The following is a 24,310-nucleotide window of genomic DNA, read 5'->3' as shown; positions in this document are numbered from 1 at the left end:
ATTCACCTCGGCTCCCGCGCCAGTGTCGCACTGGCATGAATCGGCACGGTGCCCGATAGTCATAGGAACAAACGCCAACGTCAGCAGAGGTGGGGGTTATGCCGGACGCCCGGGAGGGTGGGTGAGCGTGCGCGGCCACATCATCGTCAGCGGTGATGACGCGCTGGCGACCACGATCGTCGAGGAGCTCAACACCGCCGGTGTGCACATCGTCAAGGTCCGCACCGCCGGCGAGCTGGAAACCGTCGGGGTCACCCGTGCTCGCGCCGTGATCTGCGTCGGGGACGACGACGCGACCAACCTCGAAATCGCGCTGCTGGCGAGGAAGGCCAATCCGCGGGTGCGGGTGGTGGCGCGGCTGGCCAATGACGTGCTGCGCACGGCCATGGCCGCCGACAAGCGCCCCGGAGCCATCCTGGACGTCGCCGACCTCGCGGCGCCCTCGGTCGTCGAGGCATGCCTGGCGCACACCGTGCACCCGTTCGAAGCGGCCGGCATCGAGTTCGTGGTCTCCGGCGCCGAGGCGCCCCGCGACGCGACGCTGCGCGAGATCTACGGCGATCTGGCGCCGGTGGCGGTGATTCACGGCGAGAACTGCACCACCCCGGGAGCAGTGGTGACCTGCCCGGGCCGCGACCTGCCGATTCACGCGGGCGACTGGACCGCGATGATCGGCACCGCCGAGGAGTTGGCCGCCCGCGGCATCAAGGTCCCCCGGCCCACCGTGACGCACTACCGCCTGCTCCGGCTGCGGCGGGCACTCGACGGCGCGCGCGCCCTGCGCGACGACGCCAACCCGATGTTCGCGCGGGCGGTGCTGGCCGCGGTGTGCCTGCTGATCGGCTCGACGGTGGTCCTGCGCTTCTCTTACCAGCCTCGTCCCAAGATGACGTGGCTCGACGCGCTGTACTTCAGCACCGAGACGATCGCGACGGTGGGTTACGGCGATTTCAGCTTCCTCCACCAGCCCACCTGGCTGCGGCTGTTCAGCATCATGTTGATGTTCGCCGGCGTCACCACCACGGCGCTCCTCGTCGCCTTCATCGCCGACCTGCTGTTGTCGCGGCGGTTCGCCCACTCGGTGGGACGCCGCCGGGCGCGCCACCTGCGCAATCACGTCATCGTCGTCGGTCTCGGCTCGTTCGGCAGCCGCGTCGTCGCCGACCTGAGGTCGGCCGGATACGACGTCGCGGTGATCGAGCGCGACGAGAACAACCGCTACCTGTCCACTGCCGCCGACCTGGACGTGCCGGTGATCTTCGGCGACGCGACGCTGCGCCAGACGCTCGAGGCCGCCCGCGTCGACCACGCGCGCGCGGTGGCGGTGCTGACGCAGGACGACATGGTCAACATCGAGACCGGGATCGTGCTGCGCGAGATGCTGGGCCCGCGGGTCAAGCCCGAAGTCGTCCGGCCCGACGTTCCCCTGGTGCTGCGGGTCTACGACCGTGCGCTGGGGGCCGCGGTGGCGCAGCGGTTCGGGTTTGAAAACGTCCGGTCCACGGTCGAACTGGCCGCGCCGTGGTTCATCGGCGCTGCGATGGGGCTGCAGGTGCTGGGCACGTTTTCCGTCGGGCAGCGTTCGTTCATGATCGGCGGCATGCACGTGGCGCCGGGCAGCGAACTCGACGGGCTGAAGATGTTCGAGCTGTCCACCCAGACCCGTGTCATCGCGATCACCCGCCAGGACGCGCCCGTCGAGCTCCACCCGCGGCGTGACGCCTGGCTGCGTGGCGGCGACACCGTCTACCTCGTCGGCCCGTACCGCGAGCTGCTGGCGACGCTGCGCAAGGGTCAGCCTCCCCAGCAGCCGGCGGCGGGCGACGACCAGCGCGCGTCGGCCTAGTGGCGATCGCAAGCGCGGCGAAGCCGGGCGAAGCGGGTCGCCACCATCGGCCTGACTCCAACCCTAGATCTGGGCCGCCACGTCGGCCGCGCGGCGCAGCTGGTCGATGTCCGAGCTGGTCGGGATGAGCTGCACCTCGTCGGCGCCGATGGCCTCGAACTTGCGCAGCACCGCCAGCAGTTCGTCCTCGGTGCCGGCCCAGCCGGTCGTCGGCGCCATCGCGTCGACGTACTCCCCCGGTATCCAGTTCATGTAGCGCCGCAGATGACGATGCACCTGGGCGCGGGCCTGCTCGGGCGAGCCGAACGCGAACCAGAACGACGTCACCAGGTGGGGTTTGCCCCTGCCCGCCCGCGTCCACGCGTCGCGCGCGACGTCGAACAGCTCGTTCTGCTTGGCGACATCCAGGTCCAGGGTGGTCCCGGCCAGCCCGGCGGCCCAGGAAGCGGCGCTGCGGATGGTCTTCGGGCCGATGCTGCCGACAAACAGCGGCGGACCACCTGGCTGCACCGGCGCCGGCCCGACCGGCAAGACCGAGTCGGTGAGCTTCTCCCCGGCCCACACCCGTTTCATCACGGCCACGCGTTCGGCCATGTCGCGCATCGTCTGCGTGGCCGGGTCGGCGCCGACGGCGTGGTAGTCCTCATGCCTGCCGCCCACGCCGATGCCCACGCTCAGCCGCCCGCCACAGAGCATGTCGCCGGTCGCCAGCGCCTTGGCCAGCATGACCGGGTCGTGCAGCTGCGGCACGATCACGGTCGTCAGCAGTCGCACCCGGCTCGTCCAGGCGGCCAGCGCTCCGAGCAGGGTGAGGTTGTCCGGGTTGTCGAACGCGATCCGCTCGCCCCAGCACAGCGATGAGAACGGGCCGTCGTCGATCGCGCGCGCCCAGTTCTCCAAAATTTCCGCATTCAAGTCCGGTTCCATCACCGGCAGCGTCATCGCAATCCGCACGACGGCGATTCTGGCATGGGAGTCAACTTCCGGGTGCGCAAGTGGCAGCATGGAGCAGATGGGTTTCACCAGCAGTTCCATCGCGCACGTCCGCCTCACCGTCACCGATATCGAGCGGTCCCGCCAGTTCTACGAGAGCGTGTTCGGTTGGCCGGTGCTGCTGGAGGTGCCCGACAACGCCGACGAGGCCACCCGCCACCAGTTGAGCTTCCTGTTCGGTGGGGTTATCTACGACCTCGGCGGCACGCTGCTCGGACTGCGGCCCGTTGCCAGCGACCGCTTCGACGAAGATCGCACCGGGCTCGACCACATCGCGTTCCGGATCGCCACCAAGGGCGAATTAGATTCCGCGGCAGCGCATCTCGATGAACTGGGTGTCGCCCACGAGCCGGTGAAAGACATCGGTCCGTCCTACATCCTGCAGTTCCGCGACCCCGACAACATCGCCCTGGAGCTCACGGCACCGAAATAGGGAGAAGCATGGCCATCAGTTTCAACCACACGATCGTCGCCTCCCGCGACAAGCGCGAGGCCGCGGAGTTCCTCACCGAGTTGTTCGGCCTGCCCAGTCCAAAGCCGTTCGGCCACTTCATGGTTGTCCAGCTCGAGCACGGCGCCAACCTGGATTATGCGGACGCCCCCGACGGGGCGGAGATTCCGCGGCAGCACTACGCCTTCCTGGTGTCCGAGGAGGACTTCGACACCATCTACGGCAAGATCTCCTCACGCGGACTGCCGCACTGGGCGGACCCGGGCGCCAGCCGGCCCGGCGAGATCAACCGCAACGACGGCGGGCGCGGGGTGTACTTCCTCGATCCCTCGGGGCATGCCATGGAGATCCTGACCCGCCCGTACGGGTCGGGAGGCTGAGCCGGGCGGCCGGCGGGGCCTATTCGCCGGCGCGCGGGGTGCCGTGCCGCACGCTCTCCTGCCTTCGGTAGTCCTCGGCGAACTGAACGACGTGTCCGGGCAGGGCGTTGGCAGCGACGTCGGCCAGGGTCGTCTCCTCCAGCACCGATCGCATGCTGGCCCGCAACGCCCGCCAGACGTCGGTGAGCGCCGCGGTCGGGCCGGAGTAGGGCAGGTCACCCAGACCGATGTCGCGCACGCTGGCCAGTGGGCCGTCGATGCAGCGCAGCACGTCGGCGATGCTGATCTCGTCGCCGGGCCGGGCCAGTTCGTAACCACCTTCGCGGCCCCGGTGACTTCTCACCAGGCGGTCGGTGCGCAGGTTGGTCAGGATGTCGACGAGAAACTGCGGCGGTATGCCCTGCGCCTGGGCCAAGTCGTCGGTTTTCACCAACGTCCCGAGGGGGACCGTGGCGAGCTGGACCATGGCCCGCACCGCGTACTCCGCCTTTGCTGACATGCGCACTCTCAGGATTGTGCCACCCGGTGCGGGTATTCCGATGCAGCCGGGCTGGCCCGGCGTGCTATCCGCGCGATTCGAGCAGATCGACGATGCTCTGCGCCTGTTCCTCGACGCTATGGTCCGGCGTGAGCCGCAGCTCGGGGTTGACCGGCGGTTGATACGGGCTGTCGATGCCGGTGAAGTGGGCGATCTCCCCCGCGCGGGCCTTCGCGTACAGCCCCTTGGGATCGCGCTGCTCGCATTCCTCGATGGGGGTGTCGCAGAACACCTCGACGAAGTCGAACCCCGCGGCGGCGTGCACATTACGAGCCATCTCGCGCTGCTCGATCAGCGGGCTGATGGCCGGCACCAGCACCACGTTGCCGGCGTCGGCGAGCAGCGCCGCCACATGCGCCAGCCGGCGCAGGTTCTCGTCACGGTCGGCCATGGAAAAGCCCAAGTCCGCGTTCAGGCCGTGGCGCAGGTTGTCACCGTCGAGAACGTAAGCGGAGATGCTTTTTTCGAGCAGCATCTGCTCGACCAGCATCGCCACCGAGGACTTACCCGACCCGGACAGGCCGGTGAACCATACGGTCTTGCCGCGCGGCCTCGCCTCGGCGATGGCCGACGACTTGTGCCGAACCGTGTTCGGGCTTGCCGTCTGCGCCGACACGTCACGCAGCACCATGCCCGCCGCGACGGTGCCGTTGGTGTGCGGATCGATCAGGATGAACGATCCGGTGCTGGCGTTGCGGGTGTATTCGTCGAGCAGCAGCGGCACCTGAGTGCGCAGCGAGATGCGGCCAAGTTCGTTGAGCTGCAACGCGGTTGCGGCCTTGTCGCGGTGCAGGGTGTTCACGTCCAGCCGGTAGTCCAGCCCGGTCACCCTCGCACGCGTCGTGCGGGTGGTGTGCTTGATGACGTATTCCCGGCCGGGCTCCAGCGTTGCGTCGTCGGCCATCCAGCACACGGTCGCGTCGAATTCCTGGGCGATCCGGGGCTGGTTGTGGGTGCGGGCGATGAGATCACCGCGGGAGATGTCGATGTCGTCGGCGAGGCTCATCGACACGGCCATCGGCGGAAACGCTTCTTCCACTGGACCATTCGGCCCGTCGATCGCGGTGATCCGGGTGGTCTTGCCGATCGGCAAGACGACGACTTCGTCCCCGGGACGCATGACGCCGCTGGCCACGGTGCCGGCATAGCTGCGGTGGTCCTGGTGCTCGCGGGTGTGCGGGCGGATGACGTACTGCACCGGGAATCGCACGTCGACCAGGTTGCGGTCGCCGGCGATGTAGACCTCCTCGAGGTGGGAGAGCAGCGCCGGGCCCTCGTACCAGGGCGTCCGATCCGACTTGGTCACCACGTTGTCGCCGTGCAACGCCGAAAGCGGGATCGTGGCCACGTCGTGCACGTCCAGGCGCGCGGCGAAGGCGTGGAATTCGTCGCGGATGGCCTCGAACTCGTCTCTGTCCCAGCCGATCAGGTCCATCTTGTTGACGGCGAGCACGATGTGCTGGATGCCCAGCAGCGAGGCCAGGAAGGCATGCCGGCGGGATTGCTCCAGCAGGCCGTGGCGGGCGTCGACGAGCACGATCACCAGTTGGGCGGTCGACGCGCCGGTCACCATGTTGCGGGTGTACTGGATGTGGCCCGGGGTGTCGGCGATGATGAATTTCCGCCTGGGAGTGGCGAAGTAGCGGTAGGCGACGTCGATGGTGATGCCCTGCTCGCGTTCGGCGCGCAGGCCGTCGGTCACCAGCGCCAGGTCGGTGTAGTCGTGGCCGCGCTCCTTGGACGTCTGCTCCACCGCGGCCCACTGGTCCTCCATGACGGCCTTCGAGTCGTAGAGCAGGCGCCCGATCAGCGTGGACTTGCCGTCGTCGACGGAACCGGCCGTCGCCAGGCGAAGCAGCGTGGTGGGTGTGGCCATCAGAAGTACCCCTGTCGTTTGCGGTCTTCCATGCCGGCTTCCGAGATGCGGTCGTCGGCCCTGGTGGCGCCCCGTTCGGTCAACCGGGACACCGCGGTCTCGGCGATGACCTCCTGCACCGTGCCGGCCGCCGATTCCACGCATCCGGTGCAGGTGACGTCGCCGACCGTGCGGAAACGCACCGTCGCTTCGAACACCGGCTCGTCGTCGCGCGGCTGCATGTGCCGGTCGACGGCCAGCAGCATGCCGTCACGGCGAAACACCTTGCGCCGGTGGGCATAATAGATCGAGGGCAGCGCGATGTTCTCGGCGCCGATGTAGGACCAGATGTCGAACTCGGTCCAGTTGGACAGCGGGAAGGCCCGGATGTGCTCGCCCTTGTGGTGCCGGCCGTTGTAGATGTTCCACAGCTCGGGCCGTTGCGCCTTCGGGTCCCACTGGCCGAACTCGTCGCGGAAGCTGAACACCCGCTCCTTGGCGCGTGCCTTCTCCTCGTCGCGGCGCGCCCCGCCGAACGCCGCGTCGAACTTGTTCTCCCGGATGGCGCGAAGCAGCGTCACCGTCTGGATCGAGTTGCGCCCCTGCCTCGGCTCGACAACGCGGCCGCCGTCGATGTCCTCCTGGACCGAGGCGACCACCAGGCGCAGCCCGTGCTCGGCGACCAACTCATCGCGGGTGGCGATCACCTCGTCGAAGTTGTGGCCGGTGTCGACGTGCATCACCGGGAACGGCAACCGCCCGGGCCGGAACGCCCGCAGCGCCAGGTGCAGCATGACGATGGAGTCCTTGCCGCCGGAGAACAACAGCACCGGCCGCTCGAACTCGGCCGCCACCTCGCGGATGATGTGGATCGCTTCGGCCTCCAGCGAGCGCAGATGGCTCAACTCGTACTGGCCGGCGGCGGGAGCCGCCTTCAGATCACTGGTCATGGCTTCCTCGGGTAAACCTGGCAGAATCGGTCATCTTTGGCAACTTTGCTAGCCATAGCACCAGCTAACGCCGGCTGTGTCAAGTCGGACCGCTTTGTGGTCAACCCGGAGGCCCCGATAGCGGTGCGCCGAGCGGGCCGGTCGCGAGGCGGGGACGAATTACCACGGACGAATGACCGCGGACGAACTACCGCGGCCGAACTGCCAGGTGGCTCAGAGCTTGATTTCCTCGAGCTTCCCCGTCGCGACATCGAAGACGAATCCCCGCAAGGACACGTGCTTGGTGACGAACGGGCTGGCCTCGATGCGGCGCAGCGACTGCCGGACGTCCTCGGCCACGTCGGGGAAGGCCTCGGCCGCCCAGGGCGGCTTGACGCCGGTCTCCTCCTGGATGGCGCGCTTGAAGTCGTCGTCGGTGAAGGTCAGCATGCCGCAGTCGGTGTGGTGAATCAGGATGATCTCCCGGGTCCCCAGCAACCGCTGGCTGATGGCCAGCGAGCGAATGACGTCGTCGGTGGCCACCCCACCGGCGTTGCGGATGACGTGCGCCTCGCCCTCGTTGAGGCCGAGCGCGCGGTACACGTCGAGCCGGGCATCCATGCAGGCGACGACCGCCACATGTTTTCCCGGCGGCATCGGCAGCGGGCCGTGGAAGCTGCTCGCATAGTGGGCGTTGTTGGCCAGGAAATCCTCGGTAACCGTCACGCAAGCCTCCTCGAACGGTCGCAGCACTGATTTGCCACCTGCATCGGTACCGCGGCGATGTTAACAACGGACCGTCGTTCATTGACGCATGAAAATCAGCGAGATCTCAAGGATTGGGGGCCGCCGAAGCGGGCCGGTGCCGGCCGGGATCGTTAACCTGTCCCAATGCGGTTCGGGCGGTGCGGTCGGGCATGATTCGTTTCCTGGCGCGCCGGTTGCTCAACTACGTCGTGCTGCTGGCGCTCGCATCGTTTCTCACGTTTTGTCTGACGTCGGTGGCCTTCCGCCCACTGGACAGCCTGATGCAGCGCAGTCCGCGGCCGCCGCAGTCGGTGATTGACGCCAAGGCTCACGCGCTGAATCTGGACAAGCCGATACCCATCCGCTACGCGCGGTGGGCCTCCCACGCCGTCCGCGGCGACTTCGGCAAGACCGTCACCGGGCAGCCCGTGGGCGCCACGCTCTGGCGGCGCGTCGGAGTCACCCTGCGGCTCCTGGTCGTCGGGTCGTTGGCGGGCACCATCCTGGGCATCGTCGCCGGGGCGTGGGGGGCCATCCGCCAGTACCGACTCAGCGACCGCCTCGTCACGATGGTGGCTTTGCTGGTGCTGAGCACCCCCACGTTCGTCATCGCCAGCCTCTTGATCCTCGGCGCGCTGCGGGTGAACTGGGCCCTGGGCGTGCACCTTTTCGACTACACCGGAGAAACCTCGCCGGGCGTGGACGGCGGGACCTGGCACCAGTTGGTGGACCGGCTGCGGCATCTCATCCTGCCCACCCTGACCCTGACCCTGGCCGCGGCCGCCGGGTACAGCCGTTACCAGCGCAACGCGATGCTCGACGTCCTGGGCCAGGATTTCATCCGCACCGCGCGCGCCAAGGGGCTCACCCGCCGGCGCGCGCTGGTGAAGCACGGACTGCGCACGGCGCTGATACCGTTGGCCACCCTGTTCGCCTACGGGGTTGCGGGCCTGGTGACCGGCGCGGTGTTCGTCGAGAAGATCTTCGGCTGGCACGGCATGGGCGAATGGCTGGTGCAGGGCATCGCGACGCAGGACACCTACATCATCGCCGCCATCACGCTGTTTTCCGGCACGGTCGTGCTCTTGGCCGGCCTGCTCTCCGACGTCTTCTACGCGGCCCTCGATCCCCGGGTGCGGGTGTCATGACGGCCGAGCCCAAAGTGGACGGCGCTCAGGGAATCTCGTCCCCGAAAGCGTCGGAGTTCACCTCGCGCCGGACCCTGGTGCTGCGCAGGTTCGCCCGTAACCGGTTGGCCGTCGCGTCGCTGACGCTGCTGGTGCTGCTGTTCGTCGGCTGCTACGCGTTGCCGGGGGTGCTGCCGTATTCCTACGACGACCTCGACTTCGATGCGTTGTTGCAGCCGCCGAACAGCCGGCACTGGTTGGGCACCAACGCGCTGGGGCAGGACTTGCTGGCCCAGATCCTGCGGGGCATGCAGAAGTCGATGCTGATCGGTGTGTGCGTCGCCGTCATCTCGACCGGCATCGCCGCCACGGTCGGCTCGATCGCGGGCTATTTCGGCGGCTGGCGGGACCGGGCGCTGATGTGGCTGGTCGACCTGTTGTTGGTGGTGCCCAGTTTCATCCTCATCGCCATCGTCACTCCGCGAACCAAGAGCTCCGCCAACATCCTGATGCTCGTCTTGCTGCTCGCCGGCTTCGGCTGGATGATCAGTTCGCGCATGGTGCGTGGCATGACCATGAGTCTGCGTGAACGCGAATTCATCAGGGCGGCAAGGTACATGGGGGTGTCGAGCCGCCGGATCATCCTCGGCCATGTGGTGCCCAACGTGGCCTCGATCCTGATCATCGACGCCGCCCTCAACGTCGCCTCGGCCATCCTGGCCGAGACCGGGCTGAGCTTTCTCGGCTTCGGCATCCAGCCGCCCGACGTGTCGCTGGGCACGTTGATCGCCAACGGCACCCAGTCCGCGACCACGTTCCCGTGGGTCTTCTTGTTTCCGGCGGGGGTGCTGGTGTTGATCCTGGTGTGCGCCAACGTGACCGGCGACGGCCTGCGCGACGCGCTGGACCCCGGCAGCGGAATGTTGCGGGGCGGCGCCCGATGACCGCGCTGCTCGAGGTGACCGACCTGGCCGTCAGTTTCCCGACCGACGGCGAGCCGGTGACCGCGGTGCGCGGCGTCAGCTACAGCGTCGCCCCGGGCGAAGTCGTGGCCATGGTCGGCGAATCCGGCTCGGGCAAGTCGGTTTCGGCGATGGCGGTGGTCGGCCTGCTGCCCGAATACGCGCGGGTGCGGGGCTCGGTGCGGTTGCACGACACCGAGTTGCTGGGCCTGGGCGACGACGCGATGTCGCGGTTCCGCGGCAAGGCGGTCGGCATGGTGTTCCAGGACCCGATGTCGGCGCTGACGCCCGTCTACACCGTCGGTGACCAGATCGCCGAGGCGATCGAGATCCACCAACCGCGCGTGGGCAAGAAGGCCGCCCGCCACCGCGCGGTGGAGCTGCTCGAGCTGGTCGGCATCGCTCAGCCCGAACGGCGTGCCCGCGCGTTCCCGCACGAGCTGTCCGGCGGCGAACGCCAGCGGGTGGTCATCGCGATCGCGATCGCCAACGACCCCGACCTGCTGATCTGCGACGAACCCACCACCGCCCTGGACGTCACCGTGCAGGCGCAGATCCTCGAGGTGCTCAAGACGGCGCGCGACATCACCGGCGCCGGCGTGCTGATCATCACCCACGACCTGGGCGTGGTCGCGGAGTTCGCCGACCGGGCGCTGGTGATGTACGCCGGCCGGGTCGTCGAATCCGCCGGGGTCTACGACCTGTATCGCGATCGCCAGATGCCCTACACCGTCGGCCTGTTGGGCTCCGTTCCGCGGCTCAACGCCGCGCAGGGCACCCGGCTGGTGCCCATCCCGGGCGCGCCCCCCTCGTTGGTCGGACTGCCACCGGGCTGCCCCTTCGCGCCGCGCTGCCCGCTCGTCATCGACGAATGCCGCGCGGCCGAACCGGACCTGCTGCCCGTCGGCGCCGATCACGGGGCGGCCTGCATCCGCACCGACCAGGTCGACGGACGCACCGCGGAGGAAATCTACGGGGTCAACACCGAGGCGCATGCGACCGCATCGGGCGACTCGCCGGTCGTGGTCCGGGTGCGCGATCTGGTCAAGACCTTTTCCCTGACCAAGGGTGTGGTGTTGCGCCGCAGCGTCGGTGAGGTCCGCGCGGTCGACGGCGTCAGTTTCGAGTTGCGGCAGGGCCGCACCCTGGGTATCGTCGGCGAGTCCGGCTCGGGCAAGTCGACCACTCTGCACGAGATCCTGGAACTCGTTGCGCCGCAGGCGGGCTCGATCGAAGTGCTCGGCACGGACGTCGCAACCCTGACCGCGTCGCAACGGCGGGTGCTGCGCCGCGACATCCAGGTGGTGTTCCAGGACCCGGTGGCCTCACTGGACCCCCGGCTGCCGGTGTCCGACCTCCTCGCCGAGCCGTTGCTGGCCAACGGCTTCGGCAAGAGCGAGACCAACGCGCGCGTCGCCGAGTTGCTCGACACCGTCGGGTTGCGCCGGGCGGACGCGGCCCGATACCCGGCCGAGTTCTCCGGCGGGCAGAAGCAGCGCATCGGCATCGCGCGGGCGCTGGCGCTGCAGCCGAAGATCCTGGCGCTCGACGAGCCGGTCTCCGCCCTGGACGTCTCGATTCAGGCCGGCATCATCAACCTGCTGCTCGACCTGCAAGAGCGGTTCGGCCTGTCGTATCTGTTCGTCTCCCATGACCTTTCGGTGGTCAGACACCTCGCACACCGGGTGGTGGTCATGTATGCCGGCACGATCGTCGAGCACGGTGACAGCCAGCAGGTGTTCGGCAACCCGCAGCACGAGTACACCCGGCGCCTGCTGGGCGCCGTGCCACAACCGGATCCGGGCAGACGTGTCTAGGCGGGTCGCGACGGCGATCGTCGTCATGGCGCTGGTGGTGTCCGGTTGCTCGCCGGCCATCAACCTGGCGCCGGAAAGCGGCCATCACGCCGAGATCGGCACCACCAGCGATATCAACCCGCAGGACCCCGCCACCCTGCGAGACGGCGGCAGCCTGCGGCTGGCACTCAGCGACTTCCCGCCCAACTTCAACATCCTGCACATCGACGGCAACTCGGCCGAGGTCGCCGCGATGATGAAGGCCACCCTGCCGCGGGCGTTCATCATCGGCGCGGACGGCTCGACCACGGTGGACACCGACTACTTCACCAGCGTCGAGCTCACCGGGACCGCACCGCAGGTGGTGACCTACACGATCAACCCACGCGCGACGTGGTCCGACGGCACACCGATCACGTGGGAAGACATCGCCAGCCAGGTCCACGCGTTGAGCGGCGCCGACAAGACGTTCGAGATCGCCGGGCCCAGCGGCGCCGACCGTGTCGCGTCGGTCACCCGGGGTGTCGACGACCGGCAAGCCGTCATGACCTTCGCCAAGCCGTACGCCGAGTGGCGCGGCATGTTCGCCGGGAACGGCATGCTGCTGCCCCGGAGTATGACGGCCACGCCGGAGGCGTTCAACAAGGGACAACTCGACGGGCCCGGACCGTCGGCGGGTCCCTTCATCATCACGTCGCTGGACCGCACGACACAGCGGATCGTGTTGTCCCGCAACCCGAAATGGTGGGGCGCCCGACCGCGGTTGGACAACATCACCTATCTGGTACTCGATGACGCCGCGCGGCTGCCGGCCCTGCAGAACAACACCATCGACGCGTCCGGCGTCGGTAGCGTCGACCAGCTGACCATCGCGCAGCGCACGAAGGGGATCTCGATCCGGCGCGCGCCGGCCCCGGCATGGTCTCACTTCACGTTCAACGGTGCCCCGGGGTCGATCCTGGCCGATAAGGCGCTGCGGCTGGCGGTGGCCAAGGGCATCGACCGCCGCACCATCGCCAAGGTCGTCCAATACGGCCTGACGAGTGATCCGGTGGCGTTGGGCAACCACATCTATGTCGCCGGGCAGACGGGCTACCAGGACAACAGCGCGGTCGTCCCGTATGACCCGGAGGAGGCCAAGCGGGAGCTCGACGCGCTGGGCTGGAAGGTGAACGGTCAATTCCGAGAGAAGGACGGTCGCCGGCTGGTCATCCGCGATCTGTTCTATGACGCCCAGGGCAGCCGGCAGTTCGCCCAGATCGCGCAGCACAGTCTGGCGCAGATCGGCGTCAAGCTGGAATTGGTGGCCAGGGCCGGCAGCGGGTTCTTCACCAACTACATCAACGTCGGGGATTTCGACATCGCCCAATTCGGTTGGCTCGGCGACGCTTTCCCACTGTCGGCGCTGACCCAGATCTACCTGTCGGGCGGGGAGAGCAACTTCGGGAAGATCGGCGGCCCGCAGATCGACGCGGCGATCGAGCGGACCCTGCAGGAACTCGATCCCGGCAAGGCGCAGGCGCTGGCCAACGATCTGGACAAGCTGATCTGGGCCGAAGGGTTCAGCCTGCCGCTGACGCAATCACCCGGCGACGTCGCGGTCCGCAGCACGCTGGCCAATTTCGGCGCGGCCGGTCTGGGCGACCTGCGCTACACCGCCATCGGGTTCATGCGCTGATGATCCGGCGCAGCCGCGCCGGGATCGGCAGGGCGCCCTCGACGCGGGCGGCCACCGCGATCGCTTTCCACAGCAGGCGTAGCTCCGGGCGCGGCGGAAGCGCGTCCAGCGCCGGCGCTTTCGCGGCCAGCCCGCCGAGCTGGCCCCGGCACACCGCCCGCGCGATCTCGATCGCGGCGGGCTCGCGAAAGTCCAGTGCGCTGTGCGCCATGCTGGGCAGCTTCAACAGCACCGCGTTCGGCAGCAGCGCGGCGACGCGCTCGGCGACCGCCGGCGGGGTGATGAGGTCGCGGCCGCCGGAAACCACGGCGGTAGGCCAGCCGAAATTCGGCATCTCGGCGACCAGGTCGTAAGGCTCGTCCTCGAAAGTCGCCGTCTGGGTGCGCGCTTCGCGTTCCGCCACGGCGGGGTCGAGCGGTAGTCCGTCGGGTTCGGCCGCGTAGTTCAGCTCGCGGAACGCGATACGGCTCACCAAGTCTTCCTCGTAGCGATACGGCAGGTTGCTCAGGGTGGCGAAGCGGGAAATCACCCACCACAACAGCTTTCGGCCATCCAGCAGCAGGTCGAGTTGCCGCTCGAGCAGGTCGGCGCCGCCGTAGCCGTAGATGGTCGCCACCACCTGGGTGGTCGCCGCGGTCATCACCCCCGCGTCGACGAGTTTGCGCATTTTGGGTGCCAGCGCCGCGGTTTCGCGGCTGTCTCCCCGGAGCAGGAGCCGACGGATCGCGCGACGAACGATCACGATGTCATGCCGCGACAGCAGCGGCGAATCGAGGACCATCGCCCACACCCGGCCCGGATGGCGCACGCCGAACCCGGACGCGATGTACGTGCCGTACGAGGCGCCATAGATGACGGCCGAGTCGACATGGGCGTCGTCGAGTACGGCGGCGATGTCGTCGACGACCTGGTTCACGGTGATCGCCTCGGGCGGCAGATCCTCCCCGGCGTCGTCGTGGCGGGACATGCCCACTCCGCGGTGCTCGATCATGATGACGTCCAGGCCGGCCGCGGCCGCGCGGCGCCGCAGCCCCCGGTACAACTGCACCGAGGCCACCCCGGGGCCTCCCGGGATGATGACCAGCGGGTGCGCCGACTTCCGGCCGGTGCGCACGTAGTACAGGTCGAACTCTTCGCGGCTATCCGGGGAGATCGGCCGGCGCACGGGCCGCACACCGGGCAATGCCGCGAGCTTCTCCTGCACGCGGCGCCGTTTCGCATTCATCGTCATCGGTGTCGGCCCGCCATGGTCCCATTCTGCCGGGACCGTCGGCGGCCACCACCGCAGCGCCCCACACCGGGGCGTCGACGTTACTCAGCGGGGGTTTAGGCGCTGAGGTCGATGCGGTGCGCGCCCTTGACGCCGTCATACCGGTCGGGGCTGCAGGTGAGCACGATCACCTGGCCGTGCGTGCCGACCGTGTCGAATACCTCCCCCATCTTGGCCAGCCGGTCGGGATCGGTGAAGCCGAGCGCGTCGTCGACCACTACCGGCACGGCGTCCTCCTTGGCGACCAGGGCGGCGCCCGCGAGCCGCGCCAGGATGGCCAGCTGCTCCTTGGCCCCGCCCGACAGGGATTCGTAGGGCACCGTGACGCCGTCGAGCGTGCGACTGCGAATGCACAGGTCGCTGTCGATGTCGACCTCGAAGGTGGGCCCGAACACCGGGCGGCCCAGCCGTTGCAGCTCCGCGCGATAGGGCTCGACGTACCGCTGTCGGGTGGTGTCGCGGTGCCGGGTCATGACCGAGCGCAGCAGCCTCGCGGCGCGGGCCCGGCCGCCGACCCGGATGTGCTCGCCGGCGGCGTGCTCGCGTTCGGACTCCGCGGCGTCGAGCTTGCCTTGCCGGCCCTCACTGCCGAACACCGAGAGTTCGATGGTGACCTCGCGCAACGCGCGGGCGGCCTCCTCGTAGCGCTCGCGCAGTTCCTCTGATTCCTGTGTGGCAGCGGTCAATTCGGCCCGCACCGCGTCCGGGTTGGCAGCCGCCAAGCCGTCGGCGAGCTCCGTGTGACGAAGTTCAGCGGCCCGCGCCCCTTGCAGCGCGGCGTCGGCCGCCGACGCGAGATCGTCGTCGGCGGCCGAGGCCCGCTCCCGGGCCAGCCTGTCGGCGGCCGCGGCAAGCTCGCCGCGTTGAGTCTCCAGCGTGTTCTGGAGAACGGTTGCGCGGGTGGCCAACTCGGTGAGCCGGGTGGCGGCGGCGGTGGCGTTCCGGCGGTGGTCGTCGCAATCGGCCACCGCGGCCACGCGAGTGGCCTCGAGCGCATCGAGTTCTGCGCGGGCGGCGTCGATGTCCGCGGCCGCCGGTTCCGCCCCGGCCGATTGGCCGGCGCGCAGCTGTGCGAGCCGCGAGCGCAATTGGTCGATCTCGTCGTCACCGCAGAGGCCTGCCAGGGTGGCGCTCAGCTGGTCGCGGCTACCCTGCAGTTCGCGCCGACGCTGATCGGCCGAGCGGGCGGCGGCGAGGTCGGCTACCCGGCCCTCTGCCAGCGCCGCAGCCAGCTCTTCTTGCGCGGCAGCGTGTTTGGTTTGGACATCGAGCGTCGTCGCGCCGGGGGTGATCCGGGCGGTCAGAACGCCGGGGACCTGGACCGCGGTGGGTCCGGTGGTCGTGACGGACCAGGTTTGCCCCTCGGCCAACGAAACCCGTTGGCCGCCCACGGAGAGCTCCACGTCCGCGGAAGCGGTGAACTCGACCACCGCGGACGTCGACGCCAGCTGGTCGCCGGTGCGATCAACCGCGACGGCGGCGTCCTCGATTCGCCGCAACAGCTGTTCCGTGACGGCGATATCGGCGAGTGCGGCGCACACCTGGTCGCGGTCCCGCTGGATGGCCTCGATCTTGGCCAATCGGGCGCTCAACCGGTCGGCTTCCTCGCGGTCGGCCAGCTCAGCGACGGTGCGGCGGGCGGATTCCGCGCGGCGATGCAGGTCCTCGAGCGCCTCGGTGGCGCCGCGGGCCGCGACGTCGGCGGCCTCGGCTTCGACGTGCGCGCCGGCGTGCTCGTCGGCCGCTTGTTGCGCCTGGGTCTCGGCGGCAGCGACACCCGCCGTGCGGAAGTCAATTTCGGCGAGCAGTTGCAGTCGTGTGTGGTGGGCGGCTGCGGCCGCGGCGCTCGTCGCGGCCGCGGCGGCCGCAATCAACTCGGCCTCGCGCGCCTGGCCGGTGAGTTCGTCGATCCGTTCCGCGGCCTCGCGAGCGGCGGCCAGACGCGGGCGAGCGGCGATGCGCCGCTGCGACAACTCGGCCACCTGTTCTGTCAATACGGCATGCCGGCACACCCGCTCGTCGACCTCGGCAACCGCCGCCGCGCACTCCGCGACCGCGGCCTCGGCGTCCGCGAGCCGGGTGATCGCCGCGGCCCACTCACCCGTGGGGCGCCCGGTAGGGGTGAAGTAGCGGCCATATTCGGCGTCGATTCGCTCGATGAGCAGCGGCTCGGCGCCGGACAACGCCCCGGTGTCGCCGGCCGCCACGTCGAGCGCGCGGGACAGCGCGTCACAGCCCGACAGGTCCACCGCGGCGGTCGACGCGGACTGCAGCACCCGCTGGGCGTGCCACAGATCGCTGTCCACCGTCTCGGCCAGCATGGCGCGGACGCGTTCGTGCGCCTCGTCGCCGGTGAGCTGTTCGCGGTGCGGCGCCTTAATCGTCAGCTCGGTTTCACACTTCTTGTGGAAGCGTTTGCGGTAGACGAATCGATAAGGGCCGCAGCTTAATTCGGCGCTGACCTCCGAGCCGACGTCGCTGTGGGTGGGTTTGACCTGCTTGACTTCCTTCTTGGTCGAACGATCCCTGGACTCGAGCAGCAGGTCGAGGGCTTCGATCATGGACGACTTGCCGATCTCGTTGGCCCCGCACACCACCACGACGCCGTGGTCGGGGAACTCGATCTCCCGGTGCGCAATGCCGCGGTAATTCGTCAGGACCAAGCGGTGCAACTTCACGCGGCGCCCCGATCGGTGAGGCGGAGCAACAGCGCCAGGGCCGCCTGCGCGTCGACGGCCGTCTCGGAGTCCCCCTCGCGTGCGGTCGCCACCAACTCGTCGACCGCCGCGGCGGCGAATCCACCGATACCGAGATCGCTGAATTCGCCGTCGGCCGGGATGACCGCCAGATCGGTGTGGCGTTCCCACAGGCCGAGCCAGGCGTACAACCGCGCGTACTTGTCCAGGCAGGCATCGAGCGCGGCGCGGTCGGTGACCGTCAGTGACCCGGTGAGCGCCAGGCGCACCACCGTGCGGTCCTTCTCGGTCATCAGGTCCAGGTTCATGTCGAGATCGGCGATGTCGCGACTGGTGTCGACCTGTCGGTGCAAGGTGACGAACCGCCAGCGGCCCACGTGCCGCGATTCCACCGTGACGGCGCGGTGGGGGTCCGTCTCGTCGATGTCGACGATGAGGACGTGGCCGGGGTCAGATTCCACGTCGTCGAAGTTGGTGACTTCCGGTGCCCCGGAGTACCAGACCCGGCCGGTGTCGCCGACGCGGGTGCGGGAATGCTTGTCTCCCAGTGCGACGTAGTGCACGGTTCCGGTCGCCAGCGCGTCGTCGAGGGCGGCGAGCCGGATCAGGGAGGGTTTGTCACGATCGGGGTCCAGTACGTCGACCCCGCCGTGCGCGACGAGGATCCGGGTGACCGGTTCCGGGGTCAGCTGTTCGACGACTTCGGCGACCAGGTCGGTGGTGGGGGCCTTGGATCGCCATGGGGCGGCGACGATCTCCAGCCCGGGCCGCACCTGATGAGCGCCGGCCCGGTCGAGCACGATCACGTTGTCGGGACGTTCGGTGGTGAACAGCGCGCTGGTGTACACGGACGAGGCGTCGAGCGGATCGTGGTTGCCGGGCAGTAGGTAGACCGGAATCCCGATGGCGCGCATGGCTTCCAGGGACTGCCCGACGACGCGCGGGGGAAGCTGATTGTGTTCGAAGACATCGCCGGACACCACGACGAACTCGGCGCCCACCTCCGCGGCCAGCGCTCCCAGACCGGCCACCGCGTCGCGCCGGGCCGCTGAGTAGCGCGGCTGGGCGTCCCCGGCGAGGAAGTGCCGCGTCATGCCGAGCTGCCAGTCGGCAGTGTGCAGGAATCGCATGTCGGCGGCCCCCTTTCGGACTGCGTGGTTACCAGGGCATCGCGAGCTTATGTCCGCGCACCGACAAGACGCGGGACCTCGATCGGCAGGTCTCCGAGCGGCTATTTTGCGGCAATTTTTTGAGCGGCTGCACCGCACCGTGCTGCACCGTGCCCGGCTACCTCTCCGAAGTCCACCACGTCACCGACTGGACCCCGTGCCGGCGCACCGACATCGACAACCTCACCTTCGCCTGCGGACCCCACCACCGCATGCTCGAACCCGACGGCTGGACCACCCGCAAAAACACCAAGGGCGACACCGAATGGATCCCCCCACCCCACCAAGACACCGGCCAACCCCGCACCAACACCTACCACCACCGGAGAAAAACTCCTCCTCCGCAACGACGACGATGACGACGACGCGGCCCAGGCGTTAGCGTGACTCGCGTGGAAGATCCGCGCACATTGCTGTTGATGCGTCACGCGAAGTCTGACTACCCGCCCGGGGTCGCCGACCACGACCGGCCGCTGGCGCCCCGCGGTGTCAAGCAAGCGGGACTCGCCGGCGATTGGCTGCGCGCCAACGCTCCAGCCATCGACGCCGTGCTGTGCTCCACCGCGACGCGTGCGCGTCAGACGTTGGCCAACACCCGCATTGACGGCCCGGTGCGGTACCGCGAGCGGCTTTACGGCGCCACGCCCGGCACCATGATCGAAGAGATCAACGCGGTCGGCGACGACGTTCAGACGCTGCTGGTGGTCGGTCACGAGCCGACGATGTCCGGCCTGGCTCTCGGCCTGGCCGGCACTGGCACCGACGCCGCTGCCGCCGAACGGATCTCGGCCAAGTTCCCGACGTCGGCGATCGCGGTGCTGACGGTGCCGTTCACATGGAAAGACCTCGAGCTCGGCCGGGCCGCGCTGATCGCCTTCGAAATCCCGCGCTAGTCCGATTGCCCGGCTCCTCCTCGCCCCGCTTCGCGGGCCGCATCGTCGCCGCGCTGACCTAGGAGTTGGTGGCCAGGGTCAGCTCCATCAGCTTGAGCGCCTGCCCGCAGGCGTCGATGCCGGGCGCCTGGGGGTTGACCCACCACCCGACCACGCCCGCGGCGTCGCTGGCGACTCCGCATGCGCCGTTCGGGTCGTCCGGGCGCATCACGATCGAATCGATCCCGGCGATGTTGCGGGACTCGACCTTGTACTTCAGGAAGTCGGCGACCTTGCGTTCGTTGCTGAGGCTGCCCTGCTCGAACCAGAACCGCGTGATGTCGATCAGCCCGGCAGGGTTGGCCGCCTGCCACCGGCAGATCGCGCCGACGAACGTGCTCTGAATGTCGAGCGGGTCGGCACCCACCGTCTTGGCGAGGATGTCGCTGGTGAGCACCTCACACTCCTTGAGCAGGTTCGGATACTGCTGCTGGGAGTTGTTGTTGCGGGGGACGCCGCCCGACCCGGCCTTCACGGCGTTGCCGGCGATGGACCGCGAACATCCGGTCAACACCAGCGCGGTGATCAAGATCGCTACAACTGCGCGGACGCTTCTTCTGGTCATTTCGAGTTCGCAATCGACTGACGTGCCAGTTCCTTGGCTATGTCGCATGGCGGCGGGAAGGGCTTTTGGCTGAAGCTGATCGACCATTCGAAGAAGTCGTCCTGGAATTGGATGCCCACCTCGCAGAGCGAGTCACCGAGGTTGGGCTCGTTGCCGATGGCGATGAATCCGCCGTGTCCGTCGATGTTGATGTCGTCGACGCTGGCGCGCGACAACTCCTCGGTCTTGCGTTCACGCCCGATCGGGCTGCCGCGATACCAGGAAAAGGAAAAGTGCGGACCGAGGATGCCGCCGCCCGCCAGCCACTGGCAGCCGACGGAGTTCCGGGCGGTGTTGATCAGGCCGGTCACCTTGGTCAGTTCCGCCACGGTCTGGTCGCTGATGCCCCCGCACTGGGGGAACATCGGCCCGTGATGGCCCTCCGAGTTCGCGGGCGCCGACGAGGACGTCGCACCCGGTTTGTTGCCGCCGGAGGCGGAGCACGCGGCAACCGCGGGCACCAGGATCATCAAGGCTGACGCCGCTACGGCGAGCGCCCTCGCGTTACGCCGCACCGCTACCCTGCTCTTGCTCAGCCTGCTCCCGGTCCACACGATGCACTGTAGCGGCAGCTCACCGGGTCAACCACCGACGCGCCTGAGCAGGCGTTTCAGTTACGCCGCCAGACGCGCCGTGTGCGACAGTTACGAAATGCTCCTGGCACTGCTGCGCCAGTACATCCGGCCGTACCGGCGGCTGGTCGCGGTGCTGATGGTGCTCCAGGCAACCAGCACCCTGGCGTCGCTGTACCTGCCGACGGTCAACGCCGCGATCATCGACGAGGGCGTCGCCAAGGGCGACACGTCCACGATCGTCAGGCTCGGCATGGTGATGCTCTCGGTCACCGGACTGCAGGTGTTGTGCGCGGTCGGGGCGATCTACTTCGGGTCGCGAACCGGGATGGGCTTCGGTCGCGACCTGCGCGCGGCGATGTTCGAACACATCACGACCTTCTCCGAGCATGAGACCGCCCGCTTCGGCGCGCCCACGCTGTTGACGCGCAGCACCAACGACGTCCGCCAGATTCAATACCTGGTTCAGATATCGAGCACCGTGCTGGTCACTGCGCCCATCATGTGCGTGGGCGGAATCCTGATGGCGATCCACCAGGAGGCCGCGCTGACCTGGCTCCTGCTGGTCAGCGTTCCCATCATGGCGCTGACCAACTACTGGGTGATGTCGCACATGCTGCCCCTGTTCCGCAGGATGCAGGGCCTGATCGACGGCATCAACCGGGTGATGCGCGACCAACTCTCCGGCGTCCGCGTCGTCCGTGCGTTCGCCCGCGAACGCTATGAGCGCGACCGATTCGCCCGCGCCAACGCCGCGCTGTCGCACACCGCGCTCACCGCCGGCAACTGGCAGGCGGTGATGCTGCCGGTGACCACGCTGACCGTCAACGTGTCCAGCGTCGCGCTGATCTGGTTCGGCGGGCTGCGCATCGATCGCGGCCAGATGCAGGTCGGCTCGCTGACCGCCTTCCTGGCCTACTTCACCCAGATCCTCATGGCGGTGCTGATGGCCACCATGACGCTAGTGGTGCTGCCGCGAGCATCCGTGTGCGCCGAACGGATCACCGAGGTGCTCTCCACCCGGGCCGCGGTGACCGATCCGCAGCGGCCGGCGTTCCCGCCCGGCGGGATCACCGGGGTGGTGCGCCTCGACGGCGCCACCTTCAGCTATCCGGGCGCTGACCGCCCGGTGCTGCAAGATGTTTCGTTGACCGCACGTCCCGGCACCACCACGGCCATCGTCGGCAGCACCGGGTCGGGCAAGTCGACGCTGGTGTCGCTGATCTGCCGGCTCTACGACGTGACCGGCGGCGCCGTGCTGGTCGACGACATCGACGTCCGCGACTACCACACCGAGCGGCTGTGGTCCGCGATCGGGCTGGTTCCCCAACGCGGCTACCTGTTCTCCGGCACCGTGGCCGACAATCTCCGCATCGGCGCGACCCCGAACCAGGTGGTGACCGACGACAAGATGTGGGAAGCGTTGCGGGTGGCCGACGCCGACGGATTCGTGCGCGCACACGACGACGGGCTCCGGATGCGGGTGGCCCAGGGCGGTATCAACTTCTCCGGCGGTCAGCGGCAACGACTGGCGATCGCCCGGGCGGTCATCCGCCGCCCCGCCATCTATCTTTTCGACGACTCGTTCGGCGCGCTCGACGTGCACACCGACGCGCGGGTCCGCGCGTCGCTGCAACAGGTAGCGGCCGCGGCGACCGTCATCGTTGTCACCCAACGGGTTTCGACCGCCGCCCAGGCCGATCAGGTGATCGTCATCGACAACGGACGACTGGTGGGCACCGGCACCCACGAATCGTTGCTCACCGACTGCCCCACCTACGCGGAATTCGCCGACTCGCAGTCGGTGAGCGCCGTGGGATCGGGCCACGCGGGGGGCTTGCCATGACCGCGGCGGTGACTCGCGGTGTGGCGCCGGCCCCCGCGGGCCGGTCTCGTGACTTCTGGGGGTCGGCCACCCGGCTGGTGAAAAGGCTTACACCGCAACGCCGGCTGAGCGTCGCCGTGATCGGCCTGGGGGTCACCGGGACGGTGATCGGGGTCATCGTCCCGCGCATCCTCGGCCACGCCACGGATCTGTTGTTCAACGGCGTCATCGGGCGACAGCTGCCCGTGGGCATCACCAAGGCCCAGGCCGTCGCCGCGGCCCGCGCGCGGGGCGAGGGCACCTTCGCCGACCTGCTGTCGGGGATGAGCGTGGTGCCGGGCAAGGGCGTGGACTTCGGCGCGGTGGCGCGAACACTGGCGCTGGCGCTGGGCCTGTATCTGGTTTCGGCGTTGCTGATTTGGGCGCAGGCGCGGCTGCTCAACGTCACCGTGCAGCGCACCATGGTCGCGCTGCGTTCGGACGTCGAGGACAAGATCCACCGGCTGCCGCTGTCCTACTTCGACGGCCGGCAACGCGGTGAGCTGCTGAGCCGGGTGACCAACGACATCGACAACGTGCAGTCGTCGCTGTCGATGACCATCAGCCAGCTGGTGACGTCGATCCTGACGGTGGTCGCCGTGCTGGCGATGATGGTGTCCATCTCGCCGCTGTTGGCCCTGATCACCGTCGCTACGGTGCCGCTGACCCTGCTGGCGACACGCGCGATCGCGCGGCGCGCCCAGCGCCTGTTCGTGGCGCAGTGGACGAGCATCGGTCGCCTCAACGCCCATATCGAGGAGACGTACAGCGGCTTCACGGTGGTCAAGACGTTCGGCCACCAGGCCGCGGCGCGCGCGCAGTTTCGCGACTGCAACGACGACGTGTACCGGGCCAGTTTCGGCGCCCAGTTCTTCTCGGGCCTTGTGGCGCCGGCGACGGGGTTCATCGGCAACCTCGGCTACGTGGCCGTCGCCGTGGTGGGCGGCCTGCAGGTCGCCACCGGCCACATCACCCTCGGCGGGATCCAGGCTTTCATCCAATACGTGCGGCAGTTCAACAGCCCGCTCGGCCAGGTGGCCGGGATGTACAACACCCTGCAGTCCGGGGTGGCCAGCGCCGAGCGGGTATTCGATCTGCTCGACGAACCCGAGGAATCACCCGACGCCGCGGGCGCCGTGCCGCGGCCGCACGCGGCCCTCACCGGCCGAGTCGAGTTCCAGCACGTCAGCTTCGGCTACCGCCCGAACACCCCGGTGATCCACGACCTGTCGATGGTGGCCGAACCCGGAACCACGGTGGCGATCGTCGGGCCCACCGGCGCCGGCAAGACCACACTGGTGAACCTGCTGATGCGGTTCTACGACGTCGATTCCGGCCGGATCCTGGTCGACGGCGTCGACATCACGACCGTGAGCAGGCAGTCGCTGCGGTCGCGGATCGGCATGGTCCTGCAAGACACCTGGCTCTTCGACGGGACGATCGCGGAGAACATCGCCTACGGGCGGCCCGGCGCCAGTGCGGACGAGGTGGTGCAAGCCGCGAAGGCGGCCTACGTCGACCGGTTTGTGCACACCCTGCCGGACGGCTACCAGACACGGGTCAGCGGTGGCGGTGGCAACATCAGCGCCGGCGAGAAGCAGCTCATCACCATCGCGCGCGCCTTCCTGGCCCGGCCCCGGCTGTTGATCCTCGACGAGGCGACCAGTTCGGTCGACACCCGCACCGAGGCGCTCATCGCCCGCGCCATGTCGGAGCTGCGCCGAGACCGCACGAGTTTCATCATCGCCCACCGTCTTTCGACTATTCGGGACGCGGACCGCATCGTCGTGGTCGAGGACGGCCGGGTCGTCGAGCAAGGCAGCCATGCCGAGTTGCTGGCCCGCCGGGGCGCCTACTACGCCATGACACGGGCATAGCACCTTGCGGCTGGCACCACGACA

Annotated in this window: 20 protein-coding genes and 1 pseudogene; 11 read left to right on the top strand and 10 right to left on the bottom strand. The window is 68.7% G+C overall.

Annotated elements, in window-relative coordinates; translation table 11 throughout:
* Positions 1 to 121: 121 nt before the first annotated feature.
* A complete protein-coding gene (locus tag U8D42_RS03910; protein ID WP_322859162.1) occupies positions 122 to 1,846 on the top strand; it encodes an NAD-binding protein in 1,725 nt (574 codons plus the stop codon).
* A 63-nt stretch (positions 1,847 to 1,909) separates the two neighbouring features.
* Here U8D42_RS03910 and U8D42_RS03905 read toward each other — a convergent pair whose 3' ends face one another.
* Positions 1,910 to 2,788 carry an LLM class flavin-dependent oxidoreductase gene (locus tag U8D42_RS03905; RefSeq protein WP_085242748.1) on the bottom strand — a complete coding sequence of 293 codons (879 nt, stop codon included), beginning with the start codon at positions 2,786 to 2,788 and terminating at the stop codon, positions 1,910 to 1,912.
* A gap of 70 nt (positions 2,789 to 2,858) precedes the next feature.
* On the opposite strand from U8D42_RS03905, the gene U8D42_RS03900 reads away from it, so the two are divergent.
* Both U8D42_RS03900 and U8D42_RS03895 read left to right on the top strand, forming a co-directional pair.
* A complete protein-coding gene (locus U8D42_RS03900; RefSeq protein WP_085242781.1) occupies positions 2,859 to 3,272 on the top strand; it encodes a VOC family protein in 414 nt (137 codons plus the stop codon).
* Positions 3,273 to 3,280: 8 nt separating this feature from the next.
* A complete protein-coding gene (locus U8D42_RS03895; protein WP_322859163.1) occupies positions 3,281 to 3,670 on the top strand; it encodes a VOC family protein in 390 nt (129 codons plus the stop codon).
* 19 nt (positions 3,671 to 3,689) lie between these two features.
* Here U8D42_RS03895 and U8D42_RS03890 read toward each other — a convergent pair whose 3' ends face one another.
* The 4 genes from U8D42_RS03890 to U8D42_RS03875 form a co-directional block, all read right to left on the bottom strand.
* Positions 3,690 to 4,175, bottom strand: a complete 486-nt coding sequence (locus U8D42_RS03890; protein WP_085242746.1) for an Rrf2 family transcriptional regulator — start codon at positions 4,173 to 4,175, stop codon at positions 3,690 to 3,692.
* A gap of 58 nt (positions 4,176 to 4,233) precedes the next feature.
* Complete coding sequence (gene cysC / locus U8D42_RS03885; RefSeq protein ID WP_322859164.1) at positions 4,234 to 6,084, bottom strand: adenylyl-sulfate kinase; 1,851 nt, start codon at positions 6,082 to 6,084, stop codon at positions 4,234 to 4,236.
* On the bottom strand, positions 6,084 to 7,013 hold the full coding sequence (gene cysD, locus U8D42_RS03880; protein ID WP_322859165.1) for a sulfate adenylyltransferase subunit CysD: 930 nt from the start codon (positions 7,011 to 7,013) through the stop codon (positions 6,084 to 6,086). The genes cysC and cysD overlap by 1 nt, the downstream gene beginning before the upstream one ends.
* A gap of 213 nt (positions 7,014 to 7,226) precedes the next feature.
* Complete coding sequence (locus U8D42_RS03875) at positions 7,227 to 7,718, bottom strand: beta-class carbonic anhydrase (RefSeq protein ID WP_085242780.1); 492 nt, start codon at positions 7,716 to 7,718, stop codon at positions 7,227 to 7,229.
* 191 nt (positions 7,719 to 7,909) lie between these two features.
* Here U8D42_RS03875 and U8D42_RS03870 point away from each other — a divergent pair, with 191 nt between their 5' ends.
* Genes U8D42_RS03870 through U8D42_RS03855 form a run of 4 tightly spaced genes read left to right on the top strand, consistent with a single transcriptional unit; the run spans position 7,910 to position 13,302 of the window.
* Complete coding sequence (locus U8D42_RS03870; RefSeq protein WP_085242779.1) at positions 7,910 to 8,887, top strand: ABC transporter permease; 978 nt, start codon at positions 7,910 to 7,912, stop codon at positions 8,885 to 8,887.
* The gene (locus U8D42_RS03865) at positions 8,884 to 9,810 is read left to right on the top strand and encodes an ABC transporter permease (protein ID WP_322859166.1); all 927 of its coding nucleotides are present in this window, start codon (positions 8,884 to 8,886) and stop codon (positions 9,808 to 9,810) included. Before U8D42_RS03870 ends, U8D42_RS03865 begins: the two co-directional genes overlap by 4 nt.
* Entirely contained in the window at positions 9,807 to 11,645 is a 1,839-nt protein-coding gene (locus tag U8D42_RS03860; RefSeq protein WP_322859167.1) for an ABC transporter ATP-binding protein, read from the top strand. The genes U8D42_RS03865 and U8D42_RS03860 overlap by 4 nt, the downstream gene beginning before the upstream one ends.
* A gap of 25 nt (positions 11,646 to 11,670) precedes the next feature.
* Positions 11,671 to 13,302, top strand: a complete 1,632-nt coding sequence (locus tag U8D42_RS03855) for an ABC transporter family substrate-binding protein (RefSeq protein ID WP_085242741.1) — start codon at positions 11,671 to 11,673, stop codon at positions 13,300 to 13,302.
* On the opposite strand, the gene U8D42_RS03850 is transcribed toward U8D42_RS03855, so the two are convergent.
* From U8D42_RS03850 to U8D42_RS03840, 3 genes are all read right to left on the bottom strand, one after another.
* Positions 13,292 to 14,533 (bottom strand): alpha/beta hydrolase, encoded by a 1,242-nt coding sequence (locus tag U8D42_RS03850; protein WP_322859168.1) that lies wholly within the window; start codon positions 14,531 to 14,533, stop codon positions 13,292 to 13,294. The two genes, U8D42_RS03855 and U8D42_RS03850, sit on opposite strands and share 11 nt — an antisense overlap.
* Positions 14,534 to 14,628: 95 nt before the next feature.
* Entirely contained in the window at positions 14,629 to 17,250 is a 2,622-nt protein-coding gene (locus tag U8D42_RS03845) for an AAA family ATPase (RefSeq protein WP_348636937.1), read from the bottom strand.
* Positions 17,247 to 18,398, bottom strand: a complete 1,152-nt coding sequence (locus U8D42_RS03840; RefSeq protein ID WP_322859170.1) for a metallophosphoesterase family protein — start codon at positions 18,396 to 18,398, stop codon at positions 17,247 to 17,249. Before U8D42_RS03840 ends, U8D42_RS03845 begins: the two co-directional genes overlap by 4 nt.
* Positions 18,399 to 18,523: 125 nt before the next feature.
* On the opposite strand from U8D42_RS03840, the pseudogene U8D42_RS03835 reads away from it, so the two are divergent.
* Together U8D42_RS03835 and U8D42_RS03830 are read left to right on the top strand one after the other, a co-directional pair.
* Positions 18,524 to 18,824 (top strand): annotated as a pseudogene (locus U8D42_RS03835) (HNH endonuclease signature motif containing protein); the annotation flags it as partial.
* 5 nt (positions 18,825 to 18,829) lie between these two features.
* Positions 18,830 to 19,330 carry a SixA phosphatase family protein gene (locus U8D42_RS03830; protein ID WP_142278401.1) on the top strand — a complete coding sequence of 167 codons (501 nt, stop codon included), beginning with the start codon at positions 18,830 to 18,832 and terminating at the stop codon, positions 19,328 to 19,330.
* Between the two features lie 58 nt (positions 19,331 to 19,388).
* On the opposite strand, the gene U8D42_RS03825 is transcribed toward U8D42_RS03830, so the two are convergent.
* Complete coding sequence (locus U8D42_RS03825) at positions 19,389 to 19,934, bottom strand: DUF3558 domain-containing protein (RefSeq protein ID WP_085241553.1); 546 nt, start codon at positions 19,932 to 19,934, stop codon at positions 19,389 to 19,391.
* The gene (locus U8D42_RS03820; protein WP_420845673.1) at positions 19,931 to 20,443 is read right to left on the bottom strand and encodes a DUF3558 domain-containing protein; all 513 of its coding nucleotides are present in this window, start codon (positions 20,441 to 20,443) and stop codon (positions 19,931 to 19,933) included. The genes U8D42_RS03825 and U8D42_RS03820 overlap by 4 nt, the downstream gene beginning before the upstream one ends.
* Before the next feature lie 181 nt (positions 20,444 to 20,624).
* Here U8D42_RS03820 and U8D42_RS03815 point away from each other — a divergent pair, with 181 nt between their 5' ends.
* Positions 20,625 to 22,391 (top strand): ABC transporter ATP-binding protein, encoded by a 1,767-nt coding sequence (locus tag U8D42_RS03815; RefSeq protein WP_322859171.1) that lies wholly within the window; start codon positions 20,625 to 20,627, stop codon positions 22,389 to 22,391.
* The gene (locus tag U8D42_RS03810; RefSeq protein ID WP_322859172.1) at positions 22,388 to 24,286 is read left to right on the top strand and encodes an ABC transporter ATP-binding protein; all 1,899 of its coding nucleotides are present in this window, start codon (positions 22,388 to 22,390) and stop codon (positions 24,284 to 24,286) included. The genes U8D42_RS03815 and U8D42_RS03810 overlap by 4 nt, the downstream gene beginning before the upstream one ends.
* Positions 24,287 to 24,310: the final 24 nt, after the last annotated feature.

Source organism: Mycobacterium europaeum (genome assembly GCF_034555895.2).
In the GTDB taxonomy this organism is placed as follows: domain Bacteria; phylum Actinomycetota; class Actinomycetes; order Mycobacteriales; family Mycobacteriaceae; genus Mycobacterium; species Mycobacterium europaeum.
The sequence above is the reverse complement of the archived record's forward strand: the minus strand, read 5'-3'. Positions and strand labels throughout refer to the sequence as shown.